Genomic DNA, 23,719 nt, shown 5'->3' with positions numbered 1-23,719 from the left:
GGGGTGGTGGGCGGAAGGTGGGATGAGGGAGAAGGCGACGTCGGCGAGTTTGGCTCGGGCGGACAAAGCGACCGTTTCCGCGCCGCGGCGCGAGCGGACGAAGGCGAGCGTGCGGATGTCGGCGAGGACGAGGTCCGCGAGCAGGTCGGCGGCCTCCGCCGTGGCCGTGCGACGTACGGGCGCCCCTCTTTCGCCCCGCAGCTCCGTCAGAGGCGGCTCCCACAACGCGATGGTCGTCGACCCCTTGGGCGAGGCGTCAACGGCCACCTCGTGCATCTCAAGCCCCGTCAGCCTCTTGGCGAACGCTCCCGGTTCGCTGGCCGTCGCCGAGGCGAGCAGGAACGTGGGCTCCGTGCCGTACCGTGCGCAGACCCGCCGCAGGCGGCGCAGGATCTGGGCGACGTGAGATCCGAAGACGCCGCGATAGCCGTGGCACTCGTCCACGACGATCATGCGCAGCCGGCGGAAGAAGGACGACCACTGCGCATGGCGGGGAAGGATGCCACGGTGCAGCATGTCGGGGTTCGTCAGGACGTAGTTGGCGTGCTGGCGTACCCACTTTCGTTCCTCGAACGGAGTGTCACCGTCGAACGTGGCGGCCCGCACCTTGGTGATGCGCAGCTCGCGCAGGGTGCGCAGCTGGTCGGCGGCAAGGGCCTTGGTCGGCGTCAGGTAGAGGATCGTGCCGCCGTCCAGGCAGGTTGTGACCGCGGGGGTGAGGTACGCCAGCGACTTCCCGGACGCCGTTCCCGTCGAGATGATCACGTTTCGGCCACGGAATGCCAGGTCGGCGGCCTCGTACTGGTGAGGCCAGAGTCCTGTCACCCCGCGGTTCGCCAAGCGCGTAACAAGGACTTCAGATGTCCAATTGGGCCATCGGGCTTGACCCGCCTGACGTGCTGGAACATGCTCCACATGGGTGACGCGCTCATGACGTGCGGGAACACCAAGCAGGTGGTGGAGGAGTGGACCTGCCTGTTCTGGGGAGGATGCGGTGGAAGTCACTGTTTCCAGTCTGGCATCGGTGGGCAAAGTCGCCGGGAATCGTGATTTCGTATAGACACAAGCCAGGCACGTGGTTGAATGCCGCGCGTCAGGGTCGGACAGTCTGGGGCCACGCTCCAGGTTGCCAGGCCCGCAAGACTACTTTCGCAGGCGAGGCGCTGGAGGATCTGTGGATCTGAAGTTGGATCACCGCACCGAAGACCGACTCACCATCGTGGAGGTCGAGGGTGAGATCGATGTCTACACGGCGCCGAGATTGCGTGAACTCCTCATCGATCTGGTGAACAAGGGCAACTTCCACCTTCTCGTCAACATGGAGAAGGTCGACTTCCTCGACTCGACGGGGTTGGGCGTCCTGGTCGGTGGACTCAAGCGGGTTCGCGCGCACGACGGCTCCCTCGAGCTGGTGTGCACGCAGGAGCGTATCCTCAAGATCTTCCGGATCACCGGCCTGACCAAGGTCTTCGGGATTTACGCTTCGGTCGACGAGGCCAAGGAAGCTCACGGCAAAGACAAGTAGCATGGCTACCGTCGAGCTGACGTTCAGCGCTCTCCCCGCGCACGTGCGGACCGCACGGCTGGTGGCGACGGCTATCGCCCGCCGCACCGGCGTGGAGGAGTCCCTGCTGGACGAAGTCAGGCTCGCCGTGGGTGAGGCATGCTCCCGGGCGGTCGAGGTGCATCGCGCCCACTGTCCGGGCGAACCCATCCGCATCGAGCTGCGTGACGACTCCGGCCGCTTCGAAGTCACGGTCAGCGATCACGCCCCCAGCGATGAGATCAAGCCGGAACAGCCCCTCGACCTGGGCATGCTTTCTGACTCGTTCATGTCGGGCTTCGGCATAGCGGTCATCGAGGGCTTGGCCGACGACGTCGAGGTCTTCCCCGGTCCGAAAGGGACCAACATCCGCATGAGCTGGCCCGCCGTCAACGGCGCGTGACCGCTTTCCGCGGGTGCTTCACCGCCTCGCTGCTGGGCGCCCTCGGCGCCCAGCAGCATATTAAAATTTTCGTCTTTTACGGCAAAGCCAACGAGGCCCCACCCGCCGACCATGGCTGAGGGCCTCCAGGGAGACGCCCTCTGACCGGCACGGGGTTCCCGCCGTCACGGCGCACGGTCACCATGGCTTCCGTTCCATGCCTGCCCATGTCCCCACGACACCCGGGGACGTGGCCCGCCTCGCCAAGAGCCATGTTGTCGACGACCGACGTCACCCATGGTCAGGCGGCTGCTCATGGCTGACGTTTGCTCGTGGTCGGATGGCGGTTCGTGGTCGGTCGGCTGCTCCTGGTCGGTCGGCCTTCTCGTGGGTGACTGCTGTCCCGTCGATGGCCGGTCTGCACAACCGCCTCGAGGTTCGGCACGCCGTGCCGATCACGCGTGCCGATCACGCGTGCCGATCACGCGTGCCGATCACGCGTGCCGATCACGCGTGCCGATCACGCGTGCCGATCACGCGTGCCGATCACGCGCGTCGACCGCGGGTGCCGACCGCGGGTGCCGACCACGCGTGGGGCCCCATGCCGAGGCCCCACCCGCACCTGCGCGCGAAGCGGGGGTCGGGAGTCAGGGGGCTTGTCGGGACGAATGTGGTGTTGGGTAGTCCTCGGTGCGTATCGGGAGTGCCATCCGCGCATGACCTGCAAGCCGTGTAAGTCGCGGGTGCCCGGGGCCCGTGGGCGATCCGGAGGGGCTGTGCGGATTGTTGTCCACAGCCTGTGGATGACGTGCTCCGGCCCTCCCTGTCCCAGATTTCGGTCAGCACATATCATGACCTTGTCATGACCGTAAACCGGGAGAAATTTAGCCTGTCAGAGCCCAAACCGGGGCGCGGGCAGGGATTTACTGGACGCTTGCACAATTAGCGGCCCTTGAAGCCTTCATATCCGTGGAGTGCCTGCGTAGACTCCCGGCACCGGCCAAGGTGATCCGGCGGAACGCGGATTCAACCGGAAGCGGCACCCACAACCCGGATGGTGCCGCAACACCCGCCGAGGAACAGTGCAGCACCGCCCGGGCAGGACGACCGGTCTTGCCGAGGAGAACGATGAGCAGGCACATGCTGGCACTGGAGCCAGCGTCCAATCTGGCCCTGAGCGGAAACAATCTCACCATCGTGATCGTGGTCGCCGCGGTCGCACTTATAGCGCTAGCCGTCGCCGGCGGCCTGGTACGCGAAGTGCTGTCCGCCGGCCAGGGCACCGAACGCATGCAGAACATCGCGCGCGCCGTGCAAGAGGGCGCCGCGGCCTACCTAGCCCGTCAATTCCGCACGCTGGCGATCTTCGTCGTCGTGATTCCCTTCCTGCTGCTCCTCCTACCCGGGGACATGGATGTCCGCATCGGACGATCGATCTTCTTCGTGGTCGGGGCGGTGTTCTCCGCGCTGACCGGGTTCATCGGCATGTGGCTGGCCGTGCGCGGCAACGTGCGCGTCGCCGCCGCGGCCAACGACTCGGGCGAGAAGCGCGCCATGCGCATCGCCTTCCGCACCGGCGGCGTGGCCGGGATGTTCACCGTGGGCCTCGGCCTGCTCGGCGCGGCCGTGGTCGTGTTCATCTACCAGGGCAACGCGCCCGGCGTGCTCGAGGGCTTCGGCTTCGGCGCGGCACTGCTGGCGATGTTCATGCGAGTCGGCGGCGGCATCTTCACCAAGGCCGCCGACGTCGGCGCCGACCTGGTCGGCAAGGTCGAGCAGGGCATCCCCGAGGACGACCCGCGCAACGCCGCCACCATCGCCGACAACGTGGGTGACAACGTCGGCGACTGTGCCGGCATGGCGGCCGACCTGTTCGAGTCGTACGCCGTCATGCTGGTCGCCAGCCTCATCCTGGGCCGGGTGGCCTTCGGCGAGGAGGGGCTCGTCTTCCCCCTCATCGTCCCGATGATCGGTGTGGTCACCGCGATCATCGGCATCTTCGTCACCGGGATGCGCGACCGCGACCGCAACGGCATGGCGGCCATCAACCGCAGCTTCTTCATCTCCGCCGCCATCTCGGCGGTGCTCGTCACGGCGGCCGCGTTCTGGTACCTGCCCAGCAGCTTCAGCGGCCTGACCGGCGCCGCCGTCGAGTCCACCGCCGACCCGCGGCTCATCGCCATCGGCGCGGTCCTCATCGGCCTGGTGCTGGCGAGCGCCATCCAGTTGCTGACCGGCTACTTCACCGAGACCAACCGGCGTCCCGTGCGTGAGATCGGCGAGAGCTCGGCCACCGGCCCGGCCACCGTCATCCTGGCCGGCATCAGCGTCGGCCTGGAGTCGGCCGTCTACTCCGCCCTGATCATCGGCGGCGCGGTCTACGGCGCGTTCCTGCTCGGCTTCGGCAACGTGACGATCGCGCTGTTCGCGGTGGCACTGGCGGGCACCGGCCTGCTGACCACAGTCGGCGTCATCGTGTCGATGGACACCTTCGGCCCGGTTTCCGACAACGCCCAGGGCATCGCCGAAATGTCCGGCGACGTCGAGGGCGAGGGCGCCCGCGTGCTCACCAGCCTGGACGCCGTCGGCAACACCACGAAGGCCATCACCAAGGGCATCGCGATCGCCACGGCCGTACTGGCGGCGACCGCGCTCTTCGGCGCCTTCCGTACGGCGGTCGAGACCGAGCTGACCGCGGCGAGTGCGGCGGTCAAGGAGACGCTCGGCACGTTCGCCTCGTTCAGCCTCAGCATCGACCAGCCCAACGTGCTGGTCGGCCTGGTGATCGGCGCCGCGGTCGTGTTCCTGTTCTCCGGGCTCGCGATCTCGGCGGTCGGCCGGGCCGCGATGCGCGTGGTCTTCGAGGTACGCGACCAGTTCCGCAACAACCCGGGCATCATGGACGGCACGCAGAAGCCGGAGTACGGCCGGGTCGTCGACATCTGCACCCGCGACTCGCTGCGCGAACTGGCCACGCCCGGCCTGCTGGCGGTCATGACCCCGATCGCGGTCGGGTTCGCCCTCGGCTACGCGCCGCTGGGCGCGTTCCTGGCCGGAGCCATCGCCTGCGGCACGCTGATGGCGGTGTTCCTGTCCAACTCGGGTGGGGCCTGGGACAACGCCAAGAAGCTGGTGGAGGACGGTCACCACGGGGGCAAGGGCTCGGAGGCCCACGCCGCCACGGTCATCGGCGACACGGTGGGCGACCCGTTCAAGGACACCGCCGGCCCGGCCATCAACCCGCTGATCAAGGTGATGAACCTGGTGGCGCTGCTGATCGCGCCGGCCGTCGTCCTCTACGCGGCCGACCCGGCGATCCGCATCGGCATCACGGTGGTCGCCGTGGGCGTGGTGGTCGCCGCGATCATCGTGTCCAAGCGGCGGTCGGTGAAGAGCGAGCCCGCCAACGACAACAACCGCGACAAGGAGCCCGTCGCGTCCTGACGCACTCGATCAGCGAACGCCCGCCTTCCGCTCGGGAGGCGGGCGTTCCGCCTTCTCCGAGGGTCTTCTCCGGGGTGCCTGTCTCTGGGAGGTGCTTCTCTCCGGGAAGGCGGCGCGCTCCGAGGGAGACGCTCTCCGGGAGGTGCCCCTCTCCGGGAGGTGCCCCTCTCTGGGAGCCCTTCTCAGGGAGGTGACGATCTTAGGACGTTTCCGCTTTCTGCGGATGTTCCGTGATTCCCGGGGCAGATCCGCACTTTCAGGGGAGACGCGGGACCTGAGCACCCCGATGGGAGACTGGGCACGTGAACGATGACAAGCGGCCGAGCGGCGGCAAGGCCCTGGGACTCATCCTGCTGGCGATGCTGGTCGTCCTGGCCGTGCTCGTCGGGCTGGCCACCTGGGCGACGAGGAATGGATGACCGGTGCGGACCTTGATTGTGCTGCGTCACGCGAAAGCCGCGCAGATCGCCGGCCTGCTCGACCGCGAGCGGCCGCTGACCGATCGGGGCGAACGCGACGCGAAACGGGCCGGCGACGAGATCAGGGCAGCCGGGTTCGCCCCCGAGATGGTGCTCTGTTCGCCGGCGCTGCGGACCAGGCGGACCGCGGAGCTCGCCTTCCCCGAGGCCGAGGTCAGCTACGAGCGCGACATCTACGAGGCGTACCCCGACGAACTGCTCGAACTGGTGCGCAGGAGCGATCCCGAGTTGGGCACCGTGGTGCTGTGCGGGCACAACCCGGGCGTGCACGAGCTGGCGCTGGGGCTCGCGGGCGGCGACTACGTGTTCAGGCCCGGGGCCTTCGCGGCGATCCGGGTGGAGTCGCCGTGGTCGGAGCTCGGTCAAGGCGAGGGCCGTCTGATCACCCGCTGGGACCCCAAGGAGGGCTGACTCACCCGGCCGCGAGCGCGCCGTCCTCGGCGTCGGCCGCCTCCACCTCGTCGCGGGAGATGCCGAGCAGGTAGAGGATGGAGTCGAGATAAGGGGTGTTGACCGCGGTGTCGGCTGCCTGGCGTACGACCGGCTTGGCGTTGAAGGCGACGCCCAGCCCGGCCGCCGCGATCATGTCGAGGTCGTTGGCGCCGTCGCCGATGGCCACCGTCTGAGAGATCGGCAGGCCCGCCTCGCGGGCGAACCTCTCCAGCGCCCGCGCTTTGCCGGGACGGTCGACGACCTCCCCGACGACCCGGCCGGTCAGCCTGCCGTCGATCACTTCGAGCACGTTCGCCGCGGAGTAGTCGATGCCGAGCTCGTCCACCAGGCCGTCGGTGATCTGCGTGAACCCGCCGCTGACGATGGCGAAGCGGTAGTCGAGGCGTTTGAGCGTACGGACCAGCGTGCGTGCGCCCGGCGTGAGCACCACCTCCTTGCGTACGAGGTCGAGCACGTCAGCGGGCAGCCCTTCGAGCAGCGCCACCCGGCGCCGCAGGGACTCGGCGAAGTCGAGCTCCCCGCGCATGGCCTCCGACGTGACCCTGGCCACCTCGTCGAGGCAGCCCGCGTGCGCCGCCAGCAGTTCGATGACCTCGCCCTGGATGAGGGTCGAGTCGACGTCCATGACGATCAGGCGCTTGGCCCGCCGCGACAGGCCGGTGCGCTGCACGGCCACGTCGACCTCCTGGGCGGCGGCCTCGGCGGCCAGCTCGACCCGCAGGGACGTGGGGTCGGCGCCGGACACCGACAGCTCGATGCACGTGACGGGCCACTGGGCCAGGCGTTCGATGCGGTCGATGTTGGCGCCGGCGGCGGCGATGCGGCCGGCGATGCCCGCGATGGCGGCCGGCTGCAGGGTGGCGCCGAGCACGCTGACCGACAGGCGGCCGCGGCGGCGCTGCTCCTTGGCCTGGGAGCCGGTGGACAGCTCCACCTCCATGCCGAGGTCCTCAGCCACCCGCTCGACGGCGGTCCACATGGCGCCGAGCGTCGTACCGGTGCCGGTGGAGGGGCCGCCCGCGTAGGCGACGAGTACGCCGAGCGTGAGCCGGCCTCGGATGACGACCTGTTCGATGTCCGCAACGGTCACCGGAAATCCGGACAGAACGGAAAAAAGCCGTGAAGTAACGCCCGGGCGGTCAGGGCCGTTCAACGTGATCAGGAGGGTGCGCTGGTCCACATCCAGTCACGGTACTGCGCCCGGTCGGGTGCCTGCGCAGCAGGATGGGTGTTCCGACGTGGGGCCGGAGACCGGAGCACTCCAGCCGCCGGTCAGCATGAAGACGGCCGAACCAGGCCCTGACGGCGATTATGCGGTGATACCGGCCCGAGCAGGCGGTGCCCGGGCAGGCTGTGCTCCGGCAGGCAGTGCTCGGGCAGGGGGTGAATGTCGGTGGGCCGGGGCCTAGTGCTGCAGGATCAGGTGGGTGTCGCCGAACTCGTGCCACAGATACCGCTCCCGCAGCGCCGCCTCGTACGCCCGCGCCAGCACACTCTCGCCCACGATCGCGCTCAGCATCAGCAGGTGGCTGGAACGCGGCTCGTGCAGTCCGGTGATCAACCCCGTGACGGCCCGCACGCCGTGTTCGGGGGTGACGATGTGCCGGGTCCAGCCCGCCGAGGCGGCCACGCGCCCGTCCGCGCCGCCGGCCGCGGCCGTCTCCAGAGCGCGTACGACGGTCGTGCCCGCGGCCACCACCCGGTTGCCGTTCTCCCGGGTCAGGTTGACCAGCCGCGCCGTGTGGCCGGGCACGTCGTACCGTTCGGCGTAGGGCGGCTCGTCCTTCTCCGGCGAGGCGACCCCCGTGTGCAGGGTGATCGGCGCGATCCCGATGCCGCGCGCCACGAGCGCCGCGACCAGGTCCGCGGTGAACGGCCGGGCCGCGCTCGGCATCTCGGCGCTGCCCGGCACGGTCGCGAACACGGTCTGGTAGTCCTCGATCGGCCAGTCCCGTTCCACGTACGAGTAACGGATCGGCACCCCGTGCACGCGCAGGTAGCGCTTCACGTCCCGGTCTAGCTCGGCCCGCCACAACCGTGGCGTCTCCCGTTCGATCAGCCGCAACGTGGCCCGGCCCGGCAGCGGCAGCCATTCGCCCGGCTCGCCGCCTCCGTAGGGTTCGGACGCTCTGGGCGTACGGCGGCGCAGTTCCACCAGCCACGTGCCGTCCTCCCGAGCGGTCGAGAAGTGCACGGCCAGCCGGTCGAGCCGGACGGCGGCCGGCAGGGTCGCCGAGTTGTTCACGACGATCAGGTCGCCGGGGTCGAGCAGCCGGGGCAGGTCGGCGAAGCGGTGGTGGCCGGGGTCGAGGTCGCCGCGCGAGACCATCAGGCGTACCGCGTCCCTGGCCGTTCCTCTCGCCTCGGGCGGTTCGTGGGCGGCGAGGCCGGGCGGCAGCGAGAAGTCGAGCGCGCCGGTCAGTGACGCGGTCATTGCAGGCTCTTCTTCCCGCTGGCGGGTCGGGCGGTGACGAGGTCGTGCAGCGCCGCGGCGACCTTGGCGGGGTCGGTGGCGGCGCCGGCCTCCTCGGCGCCCACGGCGTCGGCCAGCATGCGGGTGTTCATCTCGCCGGGGTCCACCCACCAGACGCGCAGCTCCGGCTCTTCGGCGGACAACACGTTGGACAGCTGCTCCAGCGCCGCCTTGGTGGCTCCGTAGCCGCCCCAGCCCTCGTACGGGCCCGTGGCGGCGTCGGAGGTGATGTTGACCACCGAGCCCTGGGAGGCCCGCAGCGCGGGCAGCGTGGCCTGGATGAGGGCGAGGGGAGCGGTCACGTTGGTCTCCAGCAGCGCCCTGAACGCCTCCAGGGGGTAGCCCGCGAGCGGTGGCAAAGGGGTCACGCCCAGGTCGCTGGCGTTGTTGACCAGGAGGTCGAGCCGGGGCACGGCCCTGGCGAGCCGTACGACGTGCGCCGGGTCCGTCACGTCGCCGGGCACGGCGGTGGCGTCCAGTTCGTCGGCGACCCGTTGCAGGTCGTCGGCGCCGCGGGCGGTGAGTACGAGGTTCCATCCCGCCGCCGCCAGGGCCCTCGCCAGGGCGAGGCCGAGACCGCGGGACGCGCCGGTGATGAGTGCGGTGTTCGTCATGACCACGACGTTAGGAACGCGGCGCGCGGCGGGCATCGGGCTGAGGGCCGGACCGCGCCTGGGCACATCGTCCTAGGACCATAGGGTGGGGGCGTGTCCACCGACCGAGAGGAAGTCCTGCACGCGGTGAGCTCCGCGGTGCTCGCGGTCACCCGCCATCTGTCGGTCCGCGAGGTGCTGCAGGTCATCGTACGCTCGGCGCAGCGCCTCCTCGACGCCCGTTACGCCGCGCTGGGCGTGCCGGACGACGACGGGTCGTTCGCGGAGTTCGTCGCCGAGGGCATCACCGACAAGCAATGGGACGCGATCGGCCCGCTGCCGAGACAGCACGGCATGCTGGGCGCGATGCTCCGCGACGGCGTTCCGGCCCGGCTGCCCGACCTGCGGGAGGACCCGCGGTTCGAGTGGTGGCCGAAGGCGCATCCGGTGATGAAGGATTTCCTTGGCGTGCCGATCCGCGACGGCGACGAGGTGCTCGGCATCATCTTCCTGGCCAACAAGCGCACGCCAGGCGGCTTCACACAGGACGACCAGGACCTCCTGACGCTCTTCGCCGCGCACGCCGCGATCGCCCTGACCAACGCCCGCCTCTACGAGCGCGGCCGTGAGCTGGCCATGCTGGAGGAGCGCAACCGGGTCGCCCACGAGTTGCACGACGCGGTCACGCAGAAGTTGTTCTCGCTGAGGCTGACCGCCCAGGCGGCGCAGGCCATGCTCGACAGGGCGCCCGACAAGGTCGCGCCCGAGCTGGAGCGGGTCCAGCGGCTGGCCGGCGAGGCCCTGACGGAGCTGCGTGCCGTGATCGTCGAGCTGCGCCCGGCCGACCTCGACCGGCACGGCCTGACGGAGACGCTGCGCAAGCACGTGCGCATGCTCGACCGGCTCCACCCGTCCCTGGTGGTGTTCGCGTGCGACGAACTGCCGCCGCTCGACCCGGCGGTCGAGGTGGCGGTGCTCAGGGTGGCCCAGGAGGCGCTGCACAACGCGCTCAGGCACGCCGGGGCGTCCCGCGTCTCGGTGCGCCTGGCATACGAGGAGGGCAAGCTGGTGTTGACCGTCGAGGACGACGGCAGGGGCTTCGAGCAGGCCGGCTCGCGCGGCCTCGGCCTGGCGTCGATGCGTGACAGGGCGGAGTCGGTCGGGGGCGCCATGACCGTCGGGTCGGCCCCGGGCAGGGGGACCACGGTGCGGGTGGAGGTGACCGCGTGATCCGCGTGCTGATCGCCGACGATCACCCGGTGGTGCGTCAGGGGCTGCGTACGTTCCTCGACCTGCAGGACGACATCACCGTGGTGGCCGAGGCGGGCGACGGGGCGCAGGCGGTCGAGCTGGTCGGGGAGCTCTGCCCCGACGTGCTGCTGCTGGATCTGAAGATGCCCGTGCTCGACGGCCTCGGCGCGCTGGAGCGGCTGACCGGCACCGCGACCAGGATCGTCGTTCTGACGTCGGTGAGCGACCGGTCCGACGTGGGGCCCGCGATGCGCGCGGGGGCGTCCGGGTTCCTCTACAAGGACGTCGATCCGTCCGCGCTGGTCCAGGCGGTGCGGGCGGTGCACGGTGGTCAGGTGCTGCTCGCGCCCGAGGCGGCGGAGGCGATGCTGGCCTCCCCTGACGGCGCGTCCGGCGTGCCGGGGCCGGTGCCGCTGACCGAGCGCGAGCGGGAGGTGCTGGCGCTCATCGCGGCCGGCCGGTCCAACAGGGAGATCGCGAGGAGCCTCGCCGTGGCGGAGAAGACGGTCAAGACCCACGTGTCCAGCGTGCTGATGAAGCTCGGCGTGCAGGACCGCACCCAGGCCGCCCTCTACGCCGTGCGGCACGGCCTCGGCTGAGCGCGCGGGCCGGGGGGCGCGTCAATGGTTCCTGACCGGCTCGAAGATCGCGTGGTGGGCCGCCACGAGCGCGCGGCGCACCGCACGGTCGAGTTCGCGCAGCGCCTCCGCGCGCGCCGCGACCTGACCGGAGGTGAGACCGCGGTCGTCGGCCAGGCGCAGCACGGTGGCCAGCCGCGTGGCGAGGGTGGACACGCGGTGGGCGCGGGCCGGATAGCCGGGCGCGAGCTCGCCGCCGCGTTGCCCCAGCCGGCCGGGACGGTCGCCGACCGGGCCGTCGACGGAGGTCAGCGCCTCGGTGGCCGACCGCATCGCGTCTGAGAGGTCGCGCTCGGCCTCGGCGAGCGAGGGCAGGTCATGGCGTGCGGGGCCGGAGTCGTGCACGTCCAGGCGCACGCCGACGTAGGACGATCCGCGGTGGTCCGGCAGGGGCAGCAGGCCGATGTTCTGGTCGCCGGCCACGGCGATCGCGGCCTGGCCGACGTCGACCGCGGCCGAGTTGAACGACGGCGGGCCCGACAGGCCCAGCGGGTCGCCGGGCGCAGGCAGGGCGAGCCGCAGCTCGCGCAGGCCGTCCACGCGGAGATTTGCGAGGTATTTACGCAGCGGAACGTCGCCCGCGACAACGGGTCCGCCGGCGGCTTCGACGTGGTCAGCCGCCTCGTCGAGGCCGACGTGACCGGCGAGCCAGGCGTTCCCCCAGGCGACCAGGGAGGGACAGACAGGCGATTCAGGGCGCACCGATCCACGATAAGCGCTCGCCCTGCAATAGGTTTGTCCCGTGGGTGACTCCTGAAGGAGGGATTCGGGGATGGGTGGTCAGGTGCTGCGGCTCCAGGACGTCGCCGTCAGGCGCGACGGAGCGGCCCTGCTGCGCGGCATCGACTGGACGGTCAACGAGGACGAGCGTTGGGCGGTCATCGGCCCCAACGGCGCAGGTAAGACCACGTTGCTGCAGGTCGCTGCCACGTTGCTCTATCCGAGTGAGGGCCTGGTCGAGGTGCTCGGCGAACGGCTGGGGCAGGCGGACGTCTTCGACCTCCGGCCGCGGATCGGGCTGGCGAGCGCCGCGCTGGCCGAGCGCATCCCGCCCGAGGAGAAGGTCATCGACCTCGTGCTGACCGCGTCGTACGGGATCATGGGCCGCTGGACGGAGGAGTACGACTCCAACGACGTCACGAGGGCCGTCGAGTTGATCGACATGATGGGCGCGGCCCATTTGATCAGGCGGCGGTTCGGCACGTTGTCCGAGGGCGAGCGCAAGCGGGTGCAGATCGCCCGCGCGCTCATGCCGGACCCGGAGATGTTGCTGCTCGACGAGCCGGCCGCCGGGCTCGACCTGGGCGGGCGCGAGGATCTGGTGCGCCGCCTGTCGCTGCTGGCGGGCGACTACCGTTCGCCGACGCTGGTGCTCGTGACGCACCACGTGGAGGAGGTCCCGGCGGGGTTCACGCACGGGCTGCTGCTGCGGCACGGCTCCGTGGTGGCTCAGGGGCCGCTGGAGCACGTGATGACGTCCGACAACCTCTCGCACACGTTCGGGGTGCCGCTGTCGCTGGAGCGCAGCGGTGAGGGCCGCTGGTACGCGCGTCCGCACTAGGTCGCCATTTATGCCGATAAAGCCACCCGACGCTGACGGGACACTGCGGGTAGCAGAAACCAAATAAGATCTACGGAGTCGGTACCGTCGGCTTCGGAGCGTCGCCATGACCATCGAGCAGCTCATCGTCGCCCTTGTCGTGGTCGCGGCGGTGGGCTTCGCGGTGGCACGCACGATCCGCATCATCCCGCAGGCCACGGCCGCCATCATCGAGCGCCTCGGCCGCTACCACCGCACGCTGACGCCGGGGCTCAACCTGGTGGTGCCGTTCATCGACCGCATCAAGGACCTGATCGACCTGCGCGAGCAGGTGGTGTCGTTCCCGCCGCAGCCGGTGATCACCTCCGACAACCTGGTCGTCTCCATCGACACCGTCATCTACTTCCAGGTCACCAACCCCAAGGCGGCGACGTACGAGATCGCCAACTTCCTGACCGGCGTCGAGCAGCTCACGGTCACGACGCTGCGCAACGTCGTCGGCGGCATGGATCTCGAACGCACGCTGACCTCGCGCGAGGACATCAACACCGCGCTGCGCGGCGTGCTCGACGACGCCACCGGCAAGTGGGGCATCCGGGTCAACCGGGTCGAGCTCAAGGCCATCGACCCGCCGGCCTCCATCCAGGACTCGATGGAGAAGCAGATGCGCGCCGACCGCGACAAACGCGCCGCCGTCCTGACCGCGGAGGGGCAGCGCCAGGCCTCGATCCTCGCGGCCGAGGGGGAGAAGCAGGCCGCGGTGCTGCGGGCGCGGGGCGAGGCGGAGGCGGCCGTGCTGCGCGCCCAGGCCGACGCCGAGGCCCAGGCCATGCGTGCCAAGGGGCAGGCCGACGCGATCGGCATGGTCTTCAAGGCCATCCACGAGGGAAAGCCCGACCAGCAGCTGCTCGCCTACCAATACCTGCAGACCCTGCCGGAGATCGCCAAGGGCGAGGCCAATAAGATCTGGATCGTGCCGTCGGAGATGGGCAAGGCACTGGAAAATCTCGGCGGTCTTTTCACACCCCCCAAGAGCTCGGACACCCAGTGAACGACCCGCTGCGAGGGCCGGCACTCCGGTCCTAGGCATGGCCGCACGGCGGTTCGACGAGCGGGTCTCTCGGGGCAAGGAGGGTTTGTGACGGGGTGGGAGCTGGCCGTGGTCTGCGCGGCCGGGGTGATGGCGGGCGCCATCAACGCGGTCGTCGGTTCTGGGTCGCTGATCACGTTCCCCACACTGGTGGCGGTGGGCGTCGATCCCGTCACCGCCAACGTGTCCAACACCATCGGGCTGGTGCCCGGCTCCTTCACGGCCGCCTACGGCTACCGTGTCGAGCTGCAGGGCCAGCGCGAGCGCCTGGTGCGCCTGGGCGCGGCCTCGGCGCTCGGCGCGCTGATCGGCGGCATCCTGCTGCTGTTCCTCGACCCCGACGTGTTCGAGGTGGTCGTCGTCGCGCTCATCGCGCTGGCCTGCCTGCTGGTCATGGTGCAGCCGCGGCTCAACGCCTGGCTGGCCGAACGGCGTGGGCGCGGGCATCCGCACGGCGGGGCGGCGTTGTGGCTGGGCGTGCTGGCCTCGGGCGTCTACGGCGGTTACTTCGGGGCCGCCCAGGGCGTGCTGCTGATCGGGTTGATCGGCATCTTCCTCGACGACGGCCTCCAACGGGTGAACGCCGCGAAGAACGTGCTCGCGCTGCTGGTCAACGCCGTGGCCGCGGTGTTGTTCACGCTGGTCGCCGACGTCGACTGGCAGGCCGTGGCCGGGGTGGCGCTGGGCGCGATGGCCGGCGGGTTCCTGGGGGCCAGGCTGGGCCGGCGCATCCCGGCTCCCGTGTTGCGGGGAATCATCGTGTGCGTGGGGATCGCGGCGATTATCGTACTGGTGTACGGATAAATTTCCGTCTATCTGGGTATGAATCCGTACATGAAGGGTGATCGGGTGGAGATCGTCATCGACGCGGGAGGATCACCGCGTACCTACGAGATCAGGGCCACCCGCGCCGGCCGGCGGGTCGAGGTCAACACGCGGCGGGGGCTCGTCGAGGTCAGCGAGGTCACCAGGACCGGCACCCCGGTGCGCACGGCCCGGTTCATGTCCAGCCGCATCCTCGCCCTCGTCGAGCACCCCGCCGACGAGGTCAGCTGAAGTCCGCCGCGCGGTCCTCGGCCCACCGGCGGAACGTCAGCGCGGGCCGCCCGAGCAGCCGCTCCACGGTGTCGGTGACCCGCTCGGGGCGGCTCACGAACGTCTCCCACCCCTGCAACGCCAGGTCCACGAAGGACGGGTCGGCCCAGGCCGCCATGAGTTGTTCACGGGCCTTCTCGACGGGCAACTCCTCCCAGCGCACTTCGCGGCCCAGCACCTCGCCGATGACGCGCACCTGCTCGGCCTGGGTGAGCTGCTCGGGGCCGGTGAGCGCGTAGGTCGCGCCGTTGTGCCCGGCCGAGGTGAGGGCGTGCACGGCCACGGCCGCGATGTCCTTCTCGTGGATGAGCGACCTGGCGGCCTGCCCGAACGGCCAGCGTACGACGCCCTGCCTGATCTGGTCGGCCCACATGAGCGTGTTGGCCGCGAACCCGCCGGGCCGCAGGAACGTCCAGCCGGCACCCGAGTGCCGGATCAGCCGCTCCACCTGATGGTGGAAGTACGACGGCTGCTCGTCGTCCGACGCATCCGCCGTGTCCGCCGACAGGTAGACCACGCGCCGCGCGTGCTTGGCGATCGCCGTGATCGTGTCCGTGGCGCTGTCGGCCGAGGTCGTCGGCCAGAGCAGGAACACGCTCTCCACGCCGTCGAGCGCCGGCTCCAGGCTCTCGGGGACGGTCAGGTCACCGCGTACGGTCTCGACGGGCAGATGCGCCCGTTCGGGATTCCTGGCCAGCGCCCGCACCTCCAGCCCGGCCTCCGCCAGCCGGGTCACCACATGCCTGCCTACGTTGCCGGTCGCGCCGGTCACCAGAATTTTGCCCATGCGCCGAACGTAGGACCTCAAGCTAAGTTCAGGTCAAGGGGCGCACCTGGAGGGTGCCGTCGCGCCTGACGCGCGTCTCGAACATGGGGGCGGGAGCGGTCGCCGGGCCGTGCTTCACCGAGCCGTCCGTCAGCCGGAACGTGCTGCTGTGCCACGGGCACACCACGCACGCCTCGCCGTCCTCCATGACGAGCCTGCCCTGGTGCAGCGGCCCGGCCAGATGGGGACAGCGGTCGCCGAGCACGGTCACGGCCTCGCCCTGGCGCAGCACGAAGAGCTGGATGTAGCCGAGCCTGCGCGCCACAGGACGGCCGTCCGGCAGATCTCTCAGCGGGCACAGGTCGTGCCAGCCCAGCGGGACCAGATGGGTGACCTGCGGGGCGTGGTTGGCCCCCGCCGCCTGCCGGTAGGCCAGGTGGCCGCCGAGATAGGCGCCGAGGGAGCCCATGCCGAGCCCGGCGAACGACAGGAGCCGGCCGGGGCGCTCGTGCCCGCGCAGCCGTGCCAGCAGCGAGGCGGAGAACAGGCCGAGGGCGGCCACGTTCGACGCCATGTGCACGAACCCCACCCGCTGCTGCTCGCGGTGGAGCGACGACCAGTCGGTCAGCCCGGCCGCGGCCGTCGGCAGCGCGTTGGCGATGCCGGCGGCCAGCAGCAGGCGCGAGGCCCGGGGGTCGGCGCGCGCCAAATCCAGCACGGAGGCCGACATCCAGCAGCCGAGACTCACCGTGGCGAGCGGCGGATGCAGCGGCTTGCCGGTGGGAACACCGTGCAGCAGATCGCGTACCCGTCCTTGGGGGATGCGCCGGCGTACGGTCTTCGCCAGCGCCCTGACGGCTTTGTCCATGACTTTCGACTTCTCGAGTCGATCGGCGAGGGCGACCGGCCCGGCGAAACCCCGTAGTTGCCGACGCTTCGCTCGCACTTCCTCTTTCACGACAAGTCCCCTACCCCGGGCAAGAGGGCATCACTCGGACAGGTGTCCCCGGGCCACGGAGAGATCGACCAGCTCCCGCGCGTACGCACCGAGCGAGGGCGAACCCTCCTCGATGATCCGTACCTTCTGCCTGACCTGGGCGGCCGTCACCTTGAACAGCGGCCAGGTGCCGCCCTCCGTGTGATGGTTGGCCAGGATCGGGGCGAACCGGTCGAGCGCCTTGGCGAACATCGCCTCCGGCGTCTTCCGCTCCTCGAACTCGTCCCACAACTCCCGCATCCACCTCGCCTGGTCGGCGGGCAGCAGGCCGAAGATGCGGTCGGCGGCGGCCCGCTCGGCCTCTTCCTGGGCGGTGACGGCCACGGGGTCGTAGATGAAGGTGTCACCGGCGTCGATCTCCACCAGGTCGTGCACCAGCAGCATGGCCACCACCCGTTGGAGGTCTGTCCCCGGTGGGGCGTGCTCGCCGAGGACCATCGCCAACGTGCCCACGTACCAGGAGTGCTCTGCGGTGTTCTCCCGTCGCGAACCGTCGATGAGATGGTTGCGGCGGATGATCCGCTTCAACTTGTCGATCTCGATGGCGAAGGCGATCTGGGTGTTCAGGCGGTCCTCTTCCGGTGCGATAGTCACGCGCGACACCCTAATGTGCCTTGATCACCCGGGTTGGTGAAATCCTTACCGGCACTCAGCTGAACAGTACGTGACCACTGCGAACGTCGAGCGCACGGGGAAGCCCCGGAGCCCCCGCGGTCTCCGGGGCTTTGCCCTGGGGTGGCGCGGTCCCCCAGGTCTACTGGCCGGCCTGGGCCAGCGCGACGTCCGCGCGGAGATCAGGCGGCTCCTCGAAGTCGGGCCGCAACGAGACCCACGCGCGGCGGCCGTACAACCTGTCCAGGCCGGGGGAGGCCACTCCCGGCGTCTCGTCGCGCCGGACGATCTCCACGACGACGAACTGCGAGCGGGTGCGGTGCCGGTAGACGTTCGTGCTCCTGGCCCAGCACGCCGCGGCGATCTCCTCGCTGTACGCCTCGAACTCCTCGGCGCAGATCCCCGCCCTCGTCAGGATCAGCGCCTTCTCGCCCCTCGACGTGGGCGTGATCCAGAGCACCAGCGGGATCCGGCCCGCCCTGGTGTGCATCGTCGTCTCCAGGCAGACCCGCTGCAGGCGGTGGCGGGAGATCACGCACCAGACGTGGGAGGTGACCCAGTTGCGGCCGGTCCTGGTGACGGCCGGCACCGAGATGGCGCTGCTCAGCAGGATGAGCGGCATCCACCGGCCCTGCTGGGTGGCGTCGAGCAGCGTCAGTGTGAAGGCCGCCAGCGCCGCGGCCAGCAGCAGCTCCGTACGGATCCGCCACAGCCTGACGAGCGGGCCGCGCCGGCCGGCGGCGGGCAGGTCCTCGTAGCCGGGGTAGATCTGCTTGCGCGGGTTCCTCGGCACGTCAAGACACCTCCTCCGTCACGCGGTGCGGGAGGCGGAGCTGGTCGAAGCGCGGGTCGCGGTATCGGCGAGCGCCGAACCCCGTGCGCTCGACGGTCCAGCCCATCCGGTGGGCGAACTCGTCGGGTTCCATGCAGATTTCCCGGTCGGCCCATGCGACGAGTTCCCGGATCCGGGACTTGATTCGGCTGAGTCCCTTGGTACCTTGTGAGTACATAGAAGACCCCTTTCGCGGCATTTTGAGGTGGCTTCTGTGCCGGTCCGGCGGCTGATGGCCGACCTCGTCGCAGGGTGGCAGCCCATGTGCGGCGAGTCGGATATCGGCCGCGGACCGGCTTTTTTCATGCTCGAATGAGCAGACTCTCGCTGAGCGGTCAGGCGATGAGATGGTCCTTCCGGCAAGTGGCCTCCCTGGGGTGGATTCTCAGTTCCGGGACGGCGACGTTGCCGGCGAGGCGGCCCGCCTGGGGGCGCGCGTTCGTGGTCGGAAGGCCCGATGCGTACGGCCGTGTGGTCATGTGCGGCCTCCTCACCATCCGAGGTCCTTCCTGAGACCGATCGTCCCCCCAGGTCGGCGATGCTGCAATACTTTTGGCAAGGGAAGATTTAAGTTTCTTCGCGACTTGCTTCTTGGCTTGCGGTGCAACTTGCACGACAAGCGTCAACAGGTGTGATTGCGCTGGCACGACCCGCGTCCATTGTCGTCCCGTTCCGCCGCCTGGCGGAGCTCGCCTTGCCCTTGAGCTCTCCCCGTGAAAGCCTGCTTGGCAAGGCCAGACGCGACTATCCGTGCAACTTGCAGTGTAAGATTGGGCGAACGGCCCCCAAGCCGGGCTCCCAAACGACCCCTTCCGGCTACACCTTCATTCCCGACAAGGAGAGTGGACGGTGCCATCGCAGCAGGGCAGTCCCACAGTACGCAGGCTCCGCCTCGGGCAGGAGCTGCGCCTCCTCCGGGAGCGTAGGAAGCTCACCGGCGCCAAGGCCGCCCGCGAGCTCGGCTGGTCGGCCAGCAAGGTCAGCCGCATCGAGGCGGCCAAGACCATGCCCGTCGCCGACGACGTCAAGGCGCTGGCCGAGCTCTACCGCATCGACGCGGAGAAACTTGACGAGCTCTTCGGCCTGTTGCGGGATGCGGAGCAGCGCGGGTGGTGGGAAGATTACGAAGACACTCTTCCTGAGGAATACACAAGATTCCTCGGGCTTGAGGCGGAGGCGACCTCACAACGATCGTGGGAACCACAGATCGTGCCCGGTCTCCTGCAAACCGAGGACTACGCGCGGGAAGTCATCCTGGCCTCCCGGGGCATCGCGCGCATCACGCACAGCGGTGTCCGGAGCCGTGTCGAGGCCCGCCTCGACCGGCAGCGTCGCGTTCTGCACCGGGCCCATCCCTGCGAGCTCACGGTCGTGCTGGATGAGTCGGCGCTGACGCGCCGCTTCGGTGAGCCTTCGGTGATGCGCGCGCAGATGGAGCATCTTCTGGAGATCTCCATGTTGCCGCACGTCAGCATCCATGTCCTCGCCCTGGACGCACTTCATCCGGTGAACACGAGCGCGTTCATCCATCTGAAGTTCCGGGACTTCGACGACGTGGTGTACCTCGAGCAGTTGTACACCGCCAACTTCGTCGAAGATCTCGGCCGCGTGGCAGGTTATGAGGCGGCCTTCGGTCACCTCAAGTCGGAGACGCTGGATGAGGACGAGTCGCGCGTGCTCATCCAGCGTAAGGCTATGCTGTGGCGGCGTTAGCCACCACTAAACCTCAAAAGGGGCAATGGAGCCCCTTTGTCTGTTTGGGGAGAGAATGCACATCCAACCTGTCGAGGCGGCTTGGCGGAAGAGCACCTTCTGCAACGGCGCAGACGCCTGCATTGAAGTCGCCCCCTTGGCCAACGGTAATGTCGCGTTGCGCGACAGTAAAGAGCAGGACGGGCCCGTCCTGGTCTTCACTCCGGCGGAGTGGGAGGCTTTCACCGCGGGTGTCCGTGACGGTGAGTTCGACATGGCCACGCTAGGGGCCGGCGCATAAAGAACGGCCCTGGCATGTTGCTGACACAACCTTTCAGGGCCGTTCGGGACGAGGCCTGGCACGCCTCGCCGCACTCCGGCTCACCTGCACACTTGAGCACTGAAGACTTGCCCATCATGACACACTGACCGCCCGGTTGATCACAGGGCACACGCCAGGTGCCCCCGGTGTTCACACGAGCCCGCCCGTCCTTGGACTCATTGTCGAAGCATTTTCCGCAGAGGTCCGCCAGGGCGAGATGAATGGCCGCTGCCCGGCCCGACATCGTGAAGAATCGTCACGTGAACGGCCCGCGCCCGAAAGCTTCTTTTCAAGCGGTCGTCGCAACACCCCCGGTAGAGGGGACGCGATGGACTTCGAGATCCCGGCCGGGCGCGGGTCCCATTCCCATCAGGGCTGCTGTGGTGGTGACCATACGTAGGGCGTGGTGGTGGTCACCGAGTGGAAGCCCAGCCGCCGCAGGATCGGCGCGCTGTCGTCGGACGCGTCCACGTGCAGATAGGCGACGGCGAGTTCCGCTCCATCGGCTTCGGCAACCATGACAGCGATCTCTTCCGGGGCTGCTGAGACGCGGGCGATCAGACCATCGCCGAGCCGGCTCCAGTCCTGTCCCCAGACGATCGATTCCATGACGGCGATGCGATGCATATCGATGTCATCGGTCACCCGCCGCAGGGTGACACCGCTTGGCGGAGCCGGTGCCGCAGTCATGTTCCTGGCGCGGCCGATGAGGACCGTCTCATGTTCCTCTGGAGTGAAGCCCGCAGCACGCAGCCGCTCAGCAAGGTCGATCGGCTGGTCGTGCCTGCGGGTCTTCCATTCGGCCGCCTCGCCGCGTGCGGCAGTCGCGCTGGCGGGTGATCAGCCGGTCGAGTTCGCTGCCGCGTACTCCGACGTCGCGTGGGGCGCTGACGAAGCCGCGGAACTGGCCGACGATCCGCAACAGCGGACCGTCCTGCTCGTAGGTGACGCCGGCCGGCGGGTGGGGAGGCGCTCCCCGCATCTGCTCGTCATAGACCGCCGGCAAGTCGTCGATGTCGGTCATGAGACAAGACAGTACGAGGCATGACAACCACCTTTCCGGTCGGCCGACGAGGTGCAACCGGCGCCGCATCCACGACCGCCCAGCCCCGGTGTCCGCGTTGTCCGCAACGGCATACACGGCATGGTGCGTCCCTCCGTGGATTCGTCCTCGGTACCCACCCGTGCCTCATGGCGGGCCGGGCTCCGAACCTAACTTGAATAATTCAACTTAGCGAGTCATTCGGTTAAGGTGGCCGACGACGGGCCGCGTGACGTGGTGTCCGATTTGTTGTCAAGTGGGAGGAGTGCACGGTAAAGCGCCCCGCATGGCATGCTCGATCCCTGGAAGACAGGATTCGAGTGGAAGTGGCAGTAGATGAGACTCCCCCATGCCCTCCCGTTGCTCGCTGTCGTCGTGTCCCTGGCCGCATGCTCCTCGCCGCAGCCGGAAAGGCAGTTGCAGAGCGGGCAGGTGGAGAAGGAACGGGCGCCTTCCACGCCCTCCGCCACGCCCTCCGCGAAGCCGACGCCGCAGCGGCGGCCGTACACGATCGCCTTCGGCGGGGACGTGCACTTCGAGGGGATGTTGCGCCCCCGGCTCTCCAGCCCGCGCACGGCACTGGGACCGATCGCGAAGGTGCTGCGCAGGGCCGACTTAGCCATGGTCAACCTGGAGACGGCCATCACCACCGGGGGGACGCCGGCGCCGGGCAAGGAGTTCACGTTCAGGGCGCCGCCGAGCGCGCTGAGCGCGTTGAAGGCCTCCGGGGTCGACGTGGCGTCCATGGCCAACAACCACGGCATGGACTACATGGACGACGGGCTGGCCGACTCGCTGTCGGCGATCAAGCGCAGCAAGTTCCCCGTGGTCGGGATCGGGAAGGATGCGGCGCAGGCGTACCGGCCGTACCGCACGACCGTGAATGGCAACCGGGTGGCGATCATCGGGGCCACGCAGGTCATGGACGCGGAGTTCATCCAGTCGTGGACGGCTGCCGCCGGCAAGGGCGGGCTGGCCTCGGCCAAGGACGAGGCGAGTCTGCTGAGGGCCGTACGCAAGGCGCGCAAGAACTCCGACACGGTGATCGTCCACCTGCACTGGGGGACCGAGATGGAGAAGTGCCCGAACCCGGCGCAACGCTCGCTCGCCCCCAAGCTGGTCAAGGCGGGCGCCGACGTGGTGGTCGGCGGGCACGCGCACATCCTCCTCGGCTCCGGATATCTCAAGAACGCGTACGTCAATTACGGCATGGGCAACTTCGTCTTCTACAACTCCAATCCTGCGACCACGGGCAGGACCGGGGTGCTGACGTTGACGATCAACGGGCGGAAGGTGCTCAAGGACACCTGGACCCCCGCCACCATCCAGGGCGGCGTTCCGGTGCCGATGAAGGGGGCGTCGAAGACGCGGGCGGTCGAGGACTGGAAGGACCTGCGCTCCTGCACGGGCCTGTCGGCCGGCCCCGACAGGTGATCCACCCGGCGGAACGGGCGTTGTTATCCTGCTGGACGGTGCGTCCAACAGGAGGTCGCGATGCGGTGGGTCGAGTCCGGTGACGTACGGCTGGCGCTGTTCGAGGAGGGCGACCCGGGCAGGCCGACGATCGTCCTCGTCCACGGCTACCCCGACACCCACCGCGTCTGGGACGAGGTGGCCACGCTCCTGCGTGACCGTTTCCACGTGGTGCGCTACGACGTGCGCGGGGCGGGCCGGTCCACGGCCCCGCGCGACCGCCGCGCGTACGGCTTCGATCACCTGATCGCCGATCTCGGCGCGGTGCTCGACGCCGTGGGCAAGCCGAAAGTGCACCTCGCAGGGCACGACTGGGGTTCGCTGCAGGGGTGGGAGGCGATCGCCCGGGAGGGCGTCCGTGACCGGGTGGCCTCGTTCACCAGCCTGGGCGGGCCGGGGTTGCGGCAGACGCGGCACTTCACGCGGCACGGGCGGCGGCGTGACGTCGCGGCGCAGCGGCTGCGGTCGTGGTACATCGGGGCCTTCCGGCTGCCCGCGCTGCCCGAGCTGGCGTGGGGGTCCGTGATGCCGCGGGTCTTCACCCGCACGCTGCTGCGCGAGGGCGTCACGCCGCGGCCGGGGCATCCGGCGCCCACCCTGGCCGAGGACGGTCGCAACGGGCTCTGGCTCTACCGGCGCAACATGACCGCCGCACTCAGCAGCCCCGAACCCGATCGGCACGAACCCGATCGGCGCGAACCCGATCGGCACGAACCCGATCGGCACGAACCCGATCGGCGCGGCCCCGGCGGTCCCGGTCCGGATCCGCGCGGTCTCGACCCGCGCGTCCCCGACGTGCCCGTGCAGGTCATCGAGGCCACGCGGGACCGGTTCGTGACGCCCGCGCTCACGGCCTCGTTCGGCGGGTGGGTGGACGGGTTGTGGCACCGCAGGCTCGCGGCCGGGCACTGGGCCCACCGCAGCCGGCCGGACGCCGTCGCCGGGATGATCGCCGAGTTCGCCGACCACGTCGAGGGCGGGCGGGCCGGTACGGCGTTGCGG

The 23,719-nt window shown here is 69.5% G+C and carries 26 protein-coding genes; 14 read left to right on the top strand and 12 right to left on the bottom strand.

Annotated elements, in window-relative coordinates; all coding sequences use genetic code 11:
* Window positions 1-765: DEAD/DEAH box helicase (locus E1295_RS36875; RefSeq protein ID WP_246080795.1), on the bottom strand; the 765-nt coding region annotated here is incomplete at its 3' end.
* A gap of 409 nt (window positions 766-1,174) precedes the next feature.
* Here E1295_RS36875 and E1295_RS36870 point away from each other — a divergent pair.
* From E1295_RS36870 to E1295_RS36855, 4 genes are all read left to right on the top strand, one after another.
* On the top strand, window positions 1,175-1,525 hold the full coding sequence (locus E1295_RS36870) for an STAS domain-containing protein (RefSeq protein WP_043629845.1): 351 nt from the start codon (window positions 1,175-1,177) through the stop codon (window positions 1,523-1,525).
* A gap of 1 nt (window position 1,526) precedes the next feature.
* Window positions 1,527-1,946: an ATP-binding protein gene (locus tag E1295_RS36865; protein WP_132638004.1), complete on the top strand. Its 420-nt coding sequence runs from the start codon at window positions 1,527-1,529 to the stop codon at window positions 1,944-1,946.
* Between the two features lie 1,107 nt (window positions 1,947-3,053).
* Window positions 3,054-5,369, top strand: a complete 2,316-nt coding sequence (locus E1295_RS36860; protein WP_132638002.1) for a sodium-translocating pyrophosphatase — start codon at window positions 3,054-3,056, stop codon at window positions 5,367-5,369.
* A 422-nt stretch (window positions 5,370-5,791) separates the two neighbouring features.
* Window positions 5,792-6,259 carry a SixA phosphatase family protein gene (locus E1295_RS36855; protein ID WP_246080793.1) on the top strand — a complete coding sequence of 156 codons (468 nt, stop codon included), beginning with the start codon at window positions 5,792-5,794 and terminating at the stop codon, window positions 6,257-6,259.
* Window position 6,260: 1 nt separating this feature from the next.
* Here the strand turns inward: E1295_RS36855 and serB are convergent, their stop codons facing one another.
* From serB to E1295_RS36840, 3 genes are all read right to left on the bottom strand, one after another.
* Window positions 6,261-7,481, bottom strand: a complete 1,221-nt coding sequence (gene serB, locus E1295_RS36850; RefSeq protein WP_132638000.1) for a phosphoserine phosphatase SerB — start codon at window positions 7,479-7,481, stop codon at window positions 6,261-6,263.
* Between the two features lie 225 nt (window positions 7,482-7,706).
* On the bottom strand, window positions 7,707-8,735 hold the full coding sequence (locus E1295_RS36845; RefSeq protein WP_132637998.1) for an S-adenosylmethionine:tRNA ribosyltransferase-isomerase: 1,029 nt from the start codon (window positions 8,733-8,735) through the stop codon (window positions 7,707-7,709).
* Window positions 8,732-9,388 (bottom strand): SDR family oxidoreductase, encoded by a 657-nt coding sequence (locus E1295_RS36840; RefSeq protein WP_132637996.1) that lies wholly within the window; start codon window positions 9,386-9,388, stop codon window positions 8,732-8,734. Before E1295_RS36840 ends, E1295_RS36845 begins: the two co-directional genes overlap by 4 nt.
* A 93-nt stretch (window positions 9,389-9,481) precedes the next feature.
* Between E1295_RS36840 and E1295_RS36835 the strand changes: the two genes are divergently transcribed.
* A complete protein-coding gene (locus E1295_RS36835; protein ID WP_132637994.1) occupies window positions 9,482-10,597 on the top strand; it encodes a GAF domain-containing sensor histidine kinase in 1,116 nt (371 codons plus the stop codon).
* Complete coding sequence (locus E1295_RS36830; protein WP_132637992.1) at window positions 10,594-11,217, top strand: response regulator; 624 nt, start codon at window positions 10,594-10,596, stop codon at window positions 11,215-11,217. Before E1295_RS36835 ends, E1295_RS36830 begins: the two co-directional genes overlap by 4 nt.
* 21 nt (window positions 11,218-11,238) lie before the next feature.
* Here E1295_RS36830 and E1295_RS36825 read toward each other — a convergent pair whose 3' ends face one another.
* On the bottom strand, window positions 11,239-11,958 hold the full coding sequence (locus E1295_RS36825) for a hypothetical protein (protein ID WP_246080791.1): 720 nt from the start codon (window positions 11,956-11,958) through the stop codon (window positions 11,239-11,241).
* A gap of 70 nt (window positions 11,959-12,028) precedes the next feature.
* Here E1295_RS36825 and E1295_RS36820 point away from each other — a divergent pair, with 70 nt between their 5' ends.
* The 4 genes from E1295_RS36820 (at window position 12,029) to E1295_RS36805 (ending at window position 14,942) form a co-directional block, all read left to right on the top strand.
* Window positions 12,029-12,817, top strand: a complete 789-nt coding sequence (locus tag E1295_RS36820; RefSeq protein ID WP_132637990.1) for an ABC transporter ATP-binding protein — start codon at window positions 12,029-12,031, stop codon at window positions 12,815-12,817.
* A gap of 106 nt (window positions 12,818-12,923) precedes the next feature.
* Entirely contained in the window at window positions 12,924-13,847 is a 924-nt protein-coding gene (locus E1295_RS36815) for an SPFH domain-containing protein (protein WP_166427589.1), read from the top strand.
* 87 nt (window positions 13,848-13,934) lie between these two features.
* Entirely contained in the window at window positions 13,935-14,690 is a 756-nt protein-coding gene (locus tag E1295_RS36810; protein ID WP_132637988.1) for a sulfite exporter TauE/SafE family protein, read from the top strand.
* A gap of 30 nt (window positions 14,691-14,720) precedes the next feature.
* Complete coding sequence (locus tag E1295_RS36805) at window positions 14,721-14,942, top strand: hypothetical protein (protein WP_132336171.1); 222 nt, start codon at window positions 14,721-14,723, stop codon at window positions 14,940-14,942.
* On the opposite strand, the gene E1295_RS36800 is transcribed toward E1295_RS36805, so the two are convergent.
* The 5 genes from E1295_RS36800 to E1295_RS52030 form a co-directional block, all read right to left on the bottom strand.
* A complete protein-coding gene (locus tag E1295_RS36800) occupies window positions 14,935-15,768 on the bottom strand; it encodes an NAD(P)H-binding protein (protein ID WP_132637985.1) in 834 nt (277 codons plus the stop codon). The genes E1295_RS36805 and E1295_RS36800 overlap by 8 nt on opposite strands.
* Before the next feature lie 28 nt (window positions 15,769-15,796).
* On the bottom strand, window positions 15,797-16,615 hold the full coding sequence (locus E1295_RS36795; RefSeq protein WP_132637983.1) for a Rieske (2Fe-2S) protein: 819 nt from the start codon (window positions 16,613-16,615) through the stop codon (window positions 15,797-15,799).
* Between the two features lie 120 nt (window positions 16,616-16,735).
* Window positions 16,736-17,347: an HD domain-containing protein gene (locus E1295_RS36790; protein WP_132637981.1), complete on the bottom strand. Its 612-nt coding sequence runs from the start codon at window positions 17,345-17,347 to the stop codon at window positions 16,736-16,738.
* Window positions 17,348-17,498: 151 nt separating this feature from the next.
* On the bottom strand, window positions 17,499-18,149 hold the full coding sequence (locus E1295_RS36785; protein WP_132637979.1) for a hypothetical protein: 651 nt from the start codon (window positions 18,147-18,149) through the stop codon (window positions 17,499-17,501).
* 1 nt (window position 18,150) lies between these two features.
* A complete protein-coding gene (locus E1295_RS52030; protein ID WP_269129010.1) occupies window positions 18,151-18,282 on the bottom strand; it encodes a hypothetical protein in 132 nt (43 codons plus the stop codon).
* 755 nt (window positions 18,283-19,037) lie between these two features.
* Here E1295_RS52030 and E1295_RS36780 point away from each other — a divergent pair.
* Both E1295_RS36780 and E1295_RS36775 read left to right on the top strand, forming a co-directional pair.
* On the top strand, window positions 19,038-19,901 hold the full coding sequence (locus E1295_RS36780) for a helix-turn-helix domain-containing protein (RefSeq protein WP_132637977.1): 864 nt from the start codon (window positions 19,038-19,040) through the stop codon (window positions 19,899-19,901).
* Between the two features lie 25 nt (window positions 19,902-19,926).
* Entirely contained in the window at window positions 19,927-20,181 is a 255-nt protein-coding gene (locus E1295_RS36775) for a DUF397 domain-containing protein (RefSeq protein ID WP_342775937.1), read from the top strand.
* Between the two features lie 390 nt (window positions 20,182-20,571).
* Here E1295_RS36775 and E1295_RS51365 read toward each other — a convergent pair whose 3' ends face one another.
* Both E1295_RS51365 and E1295_RS51360 read right to left on the bottom strand, forming a co-directional pair.
* Complete coding sequence (locus E1295_RS51365; protein ID WP_246080789.1) at window positions 20,572-20,847, bottom strand: hypothetical protein; 276 nt, start codon at window positions 20,845-20,847, stop codon at window positions 20,572-20,574.
* Window positions 20,848-20,959: 112 nt separating this feature from the next.
* Window positions 20,960-21,226 (bottom strand): hypothetical protein, encoded by a 267-nt coding sequence (locus E1295_RS51360; protein WP_246080787.1) that lies wholly within the window; start codon window positions 21,224-21,226, stop codon window positions 20,960-20,962.
* A gap of 354 nt (window positions 21,227-21,580) precedes the next feature.
* Between E1295_RS51360 and E1295_RS36765 the strand changes: the two genes are divergently transcribed.
* Together E1295_RS36765 and E1295_RS36760 are read left to right on the top strand one after the other, a co-directional pair.
* Window positions 21,581-22,678, top strand: a complete 1,098-nt coding sequence (locus tag E1295_RS36765) for a CapA family protein (protein WP_132637973.1) — start codon at window positions 21,581-21,583, stop codon at window positions 22,676-22,678.
* A gap of 60 nt (window positions 22,679-22,738) precedes the next feature.
* Window positions 22,739-23,719, top strand: a 981-nt coding sequence (locus tag E1295_RS36760) for an alpha/beta fold hydrolase (protein ID WP_132637971.1), incomplete at its 3' end; no start/stop codon positions are given.

It is taken from the genome of Nonomuraea mesophila (assembly GCF_004352805.1).
Classification (GTDB): domain Bacteria; phylum Actinomycetota; class Actinomycetes; order Streptosporangiales; family Streptosporangiaceae; genus Nonomuraea; species Nonomuraea longispora.
This window is presented reverse-complemented; position numbering and strand designations above follow the sequence as displayed.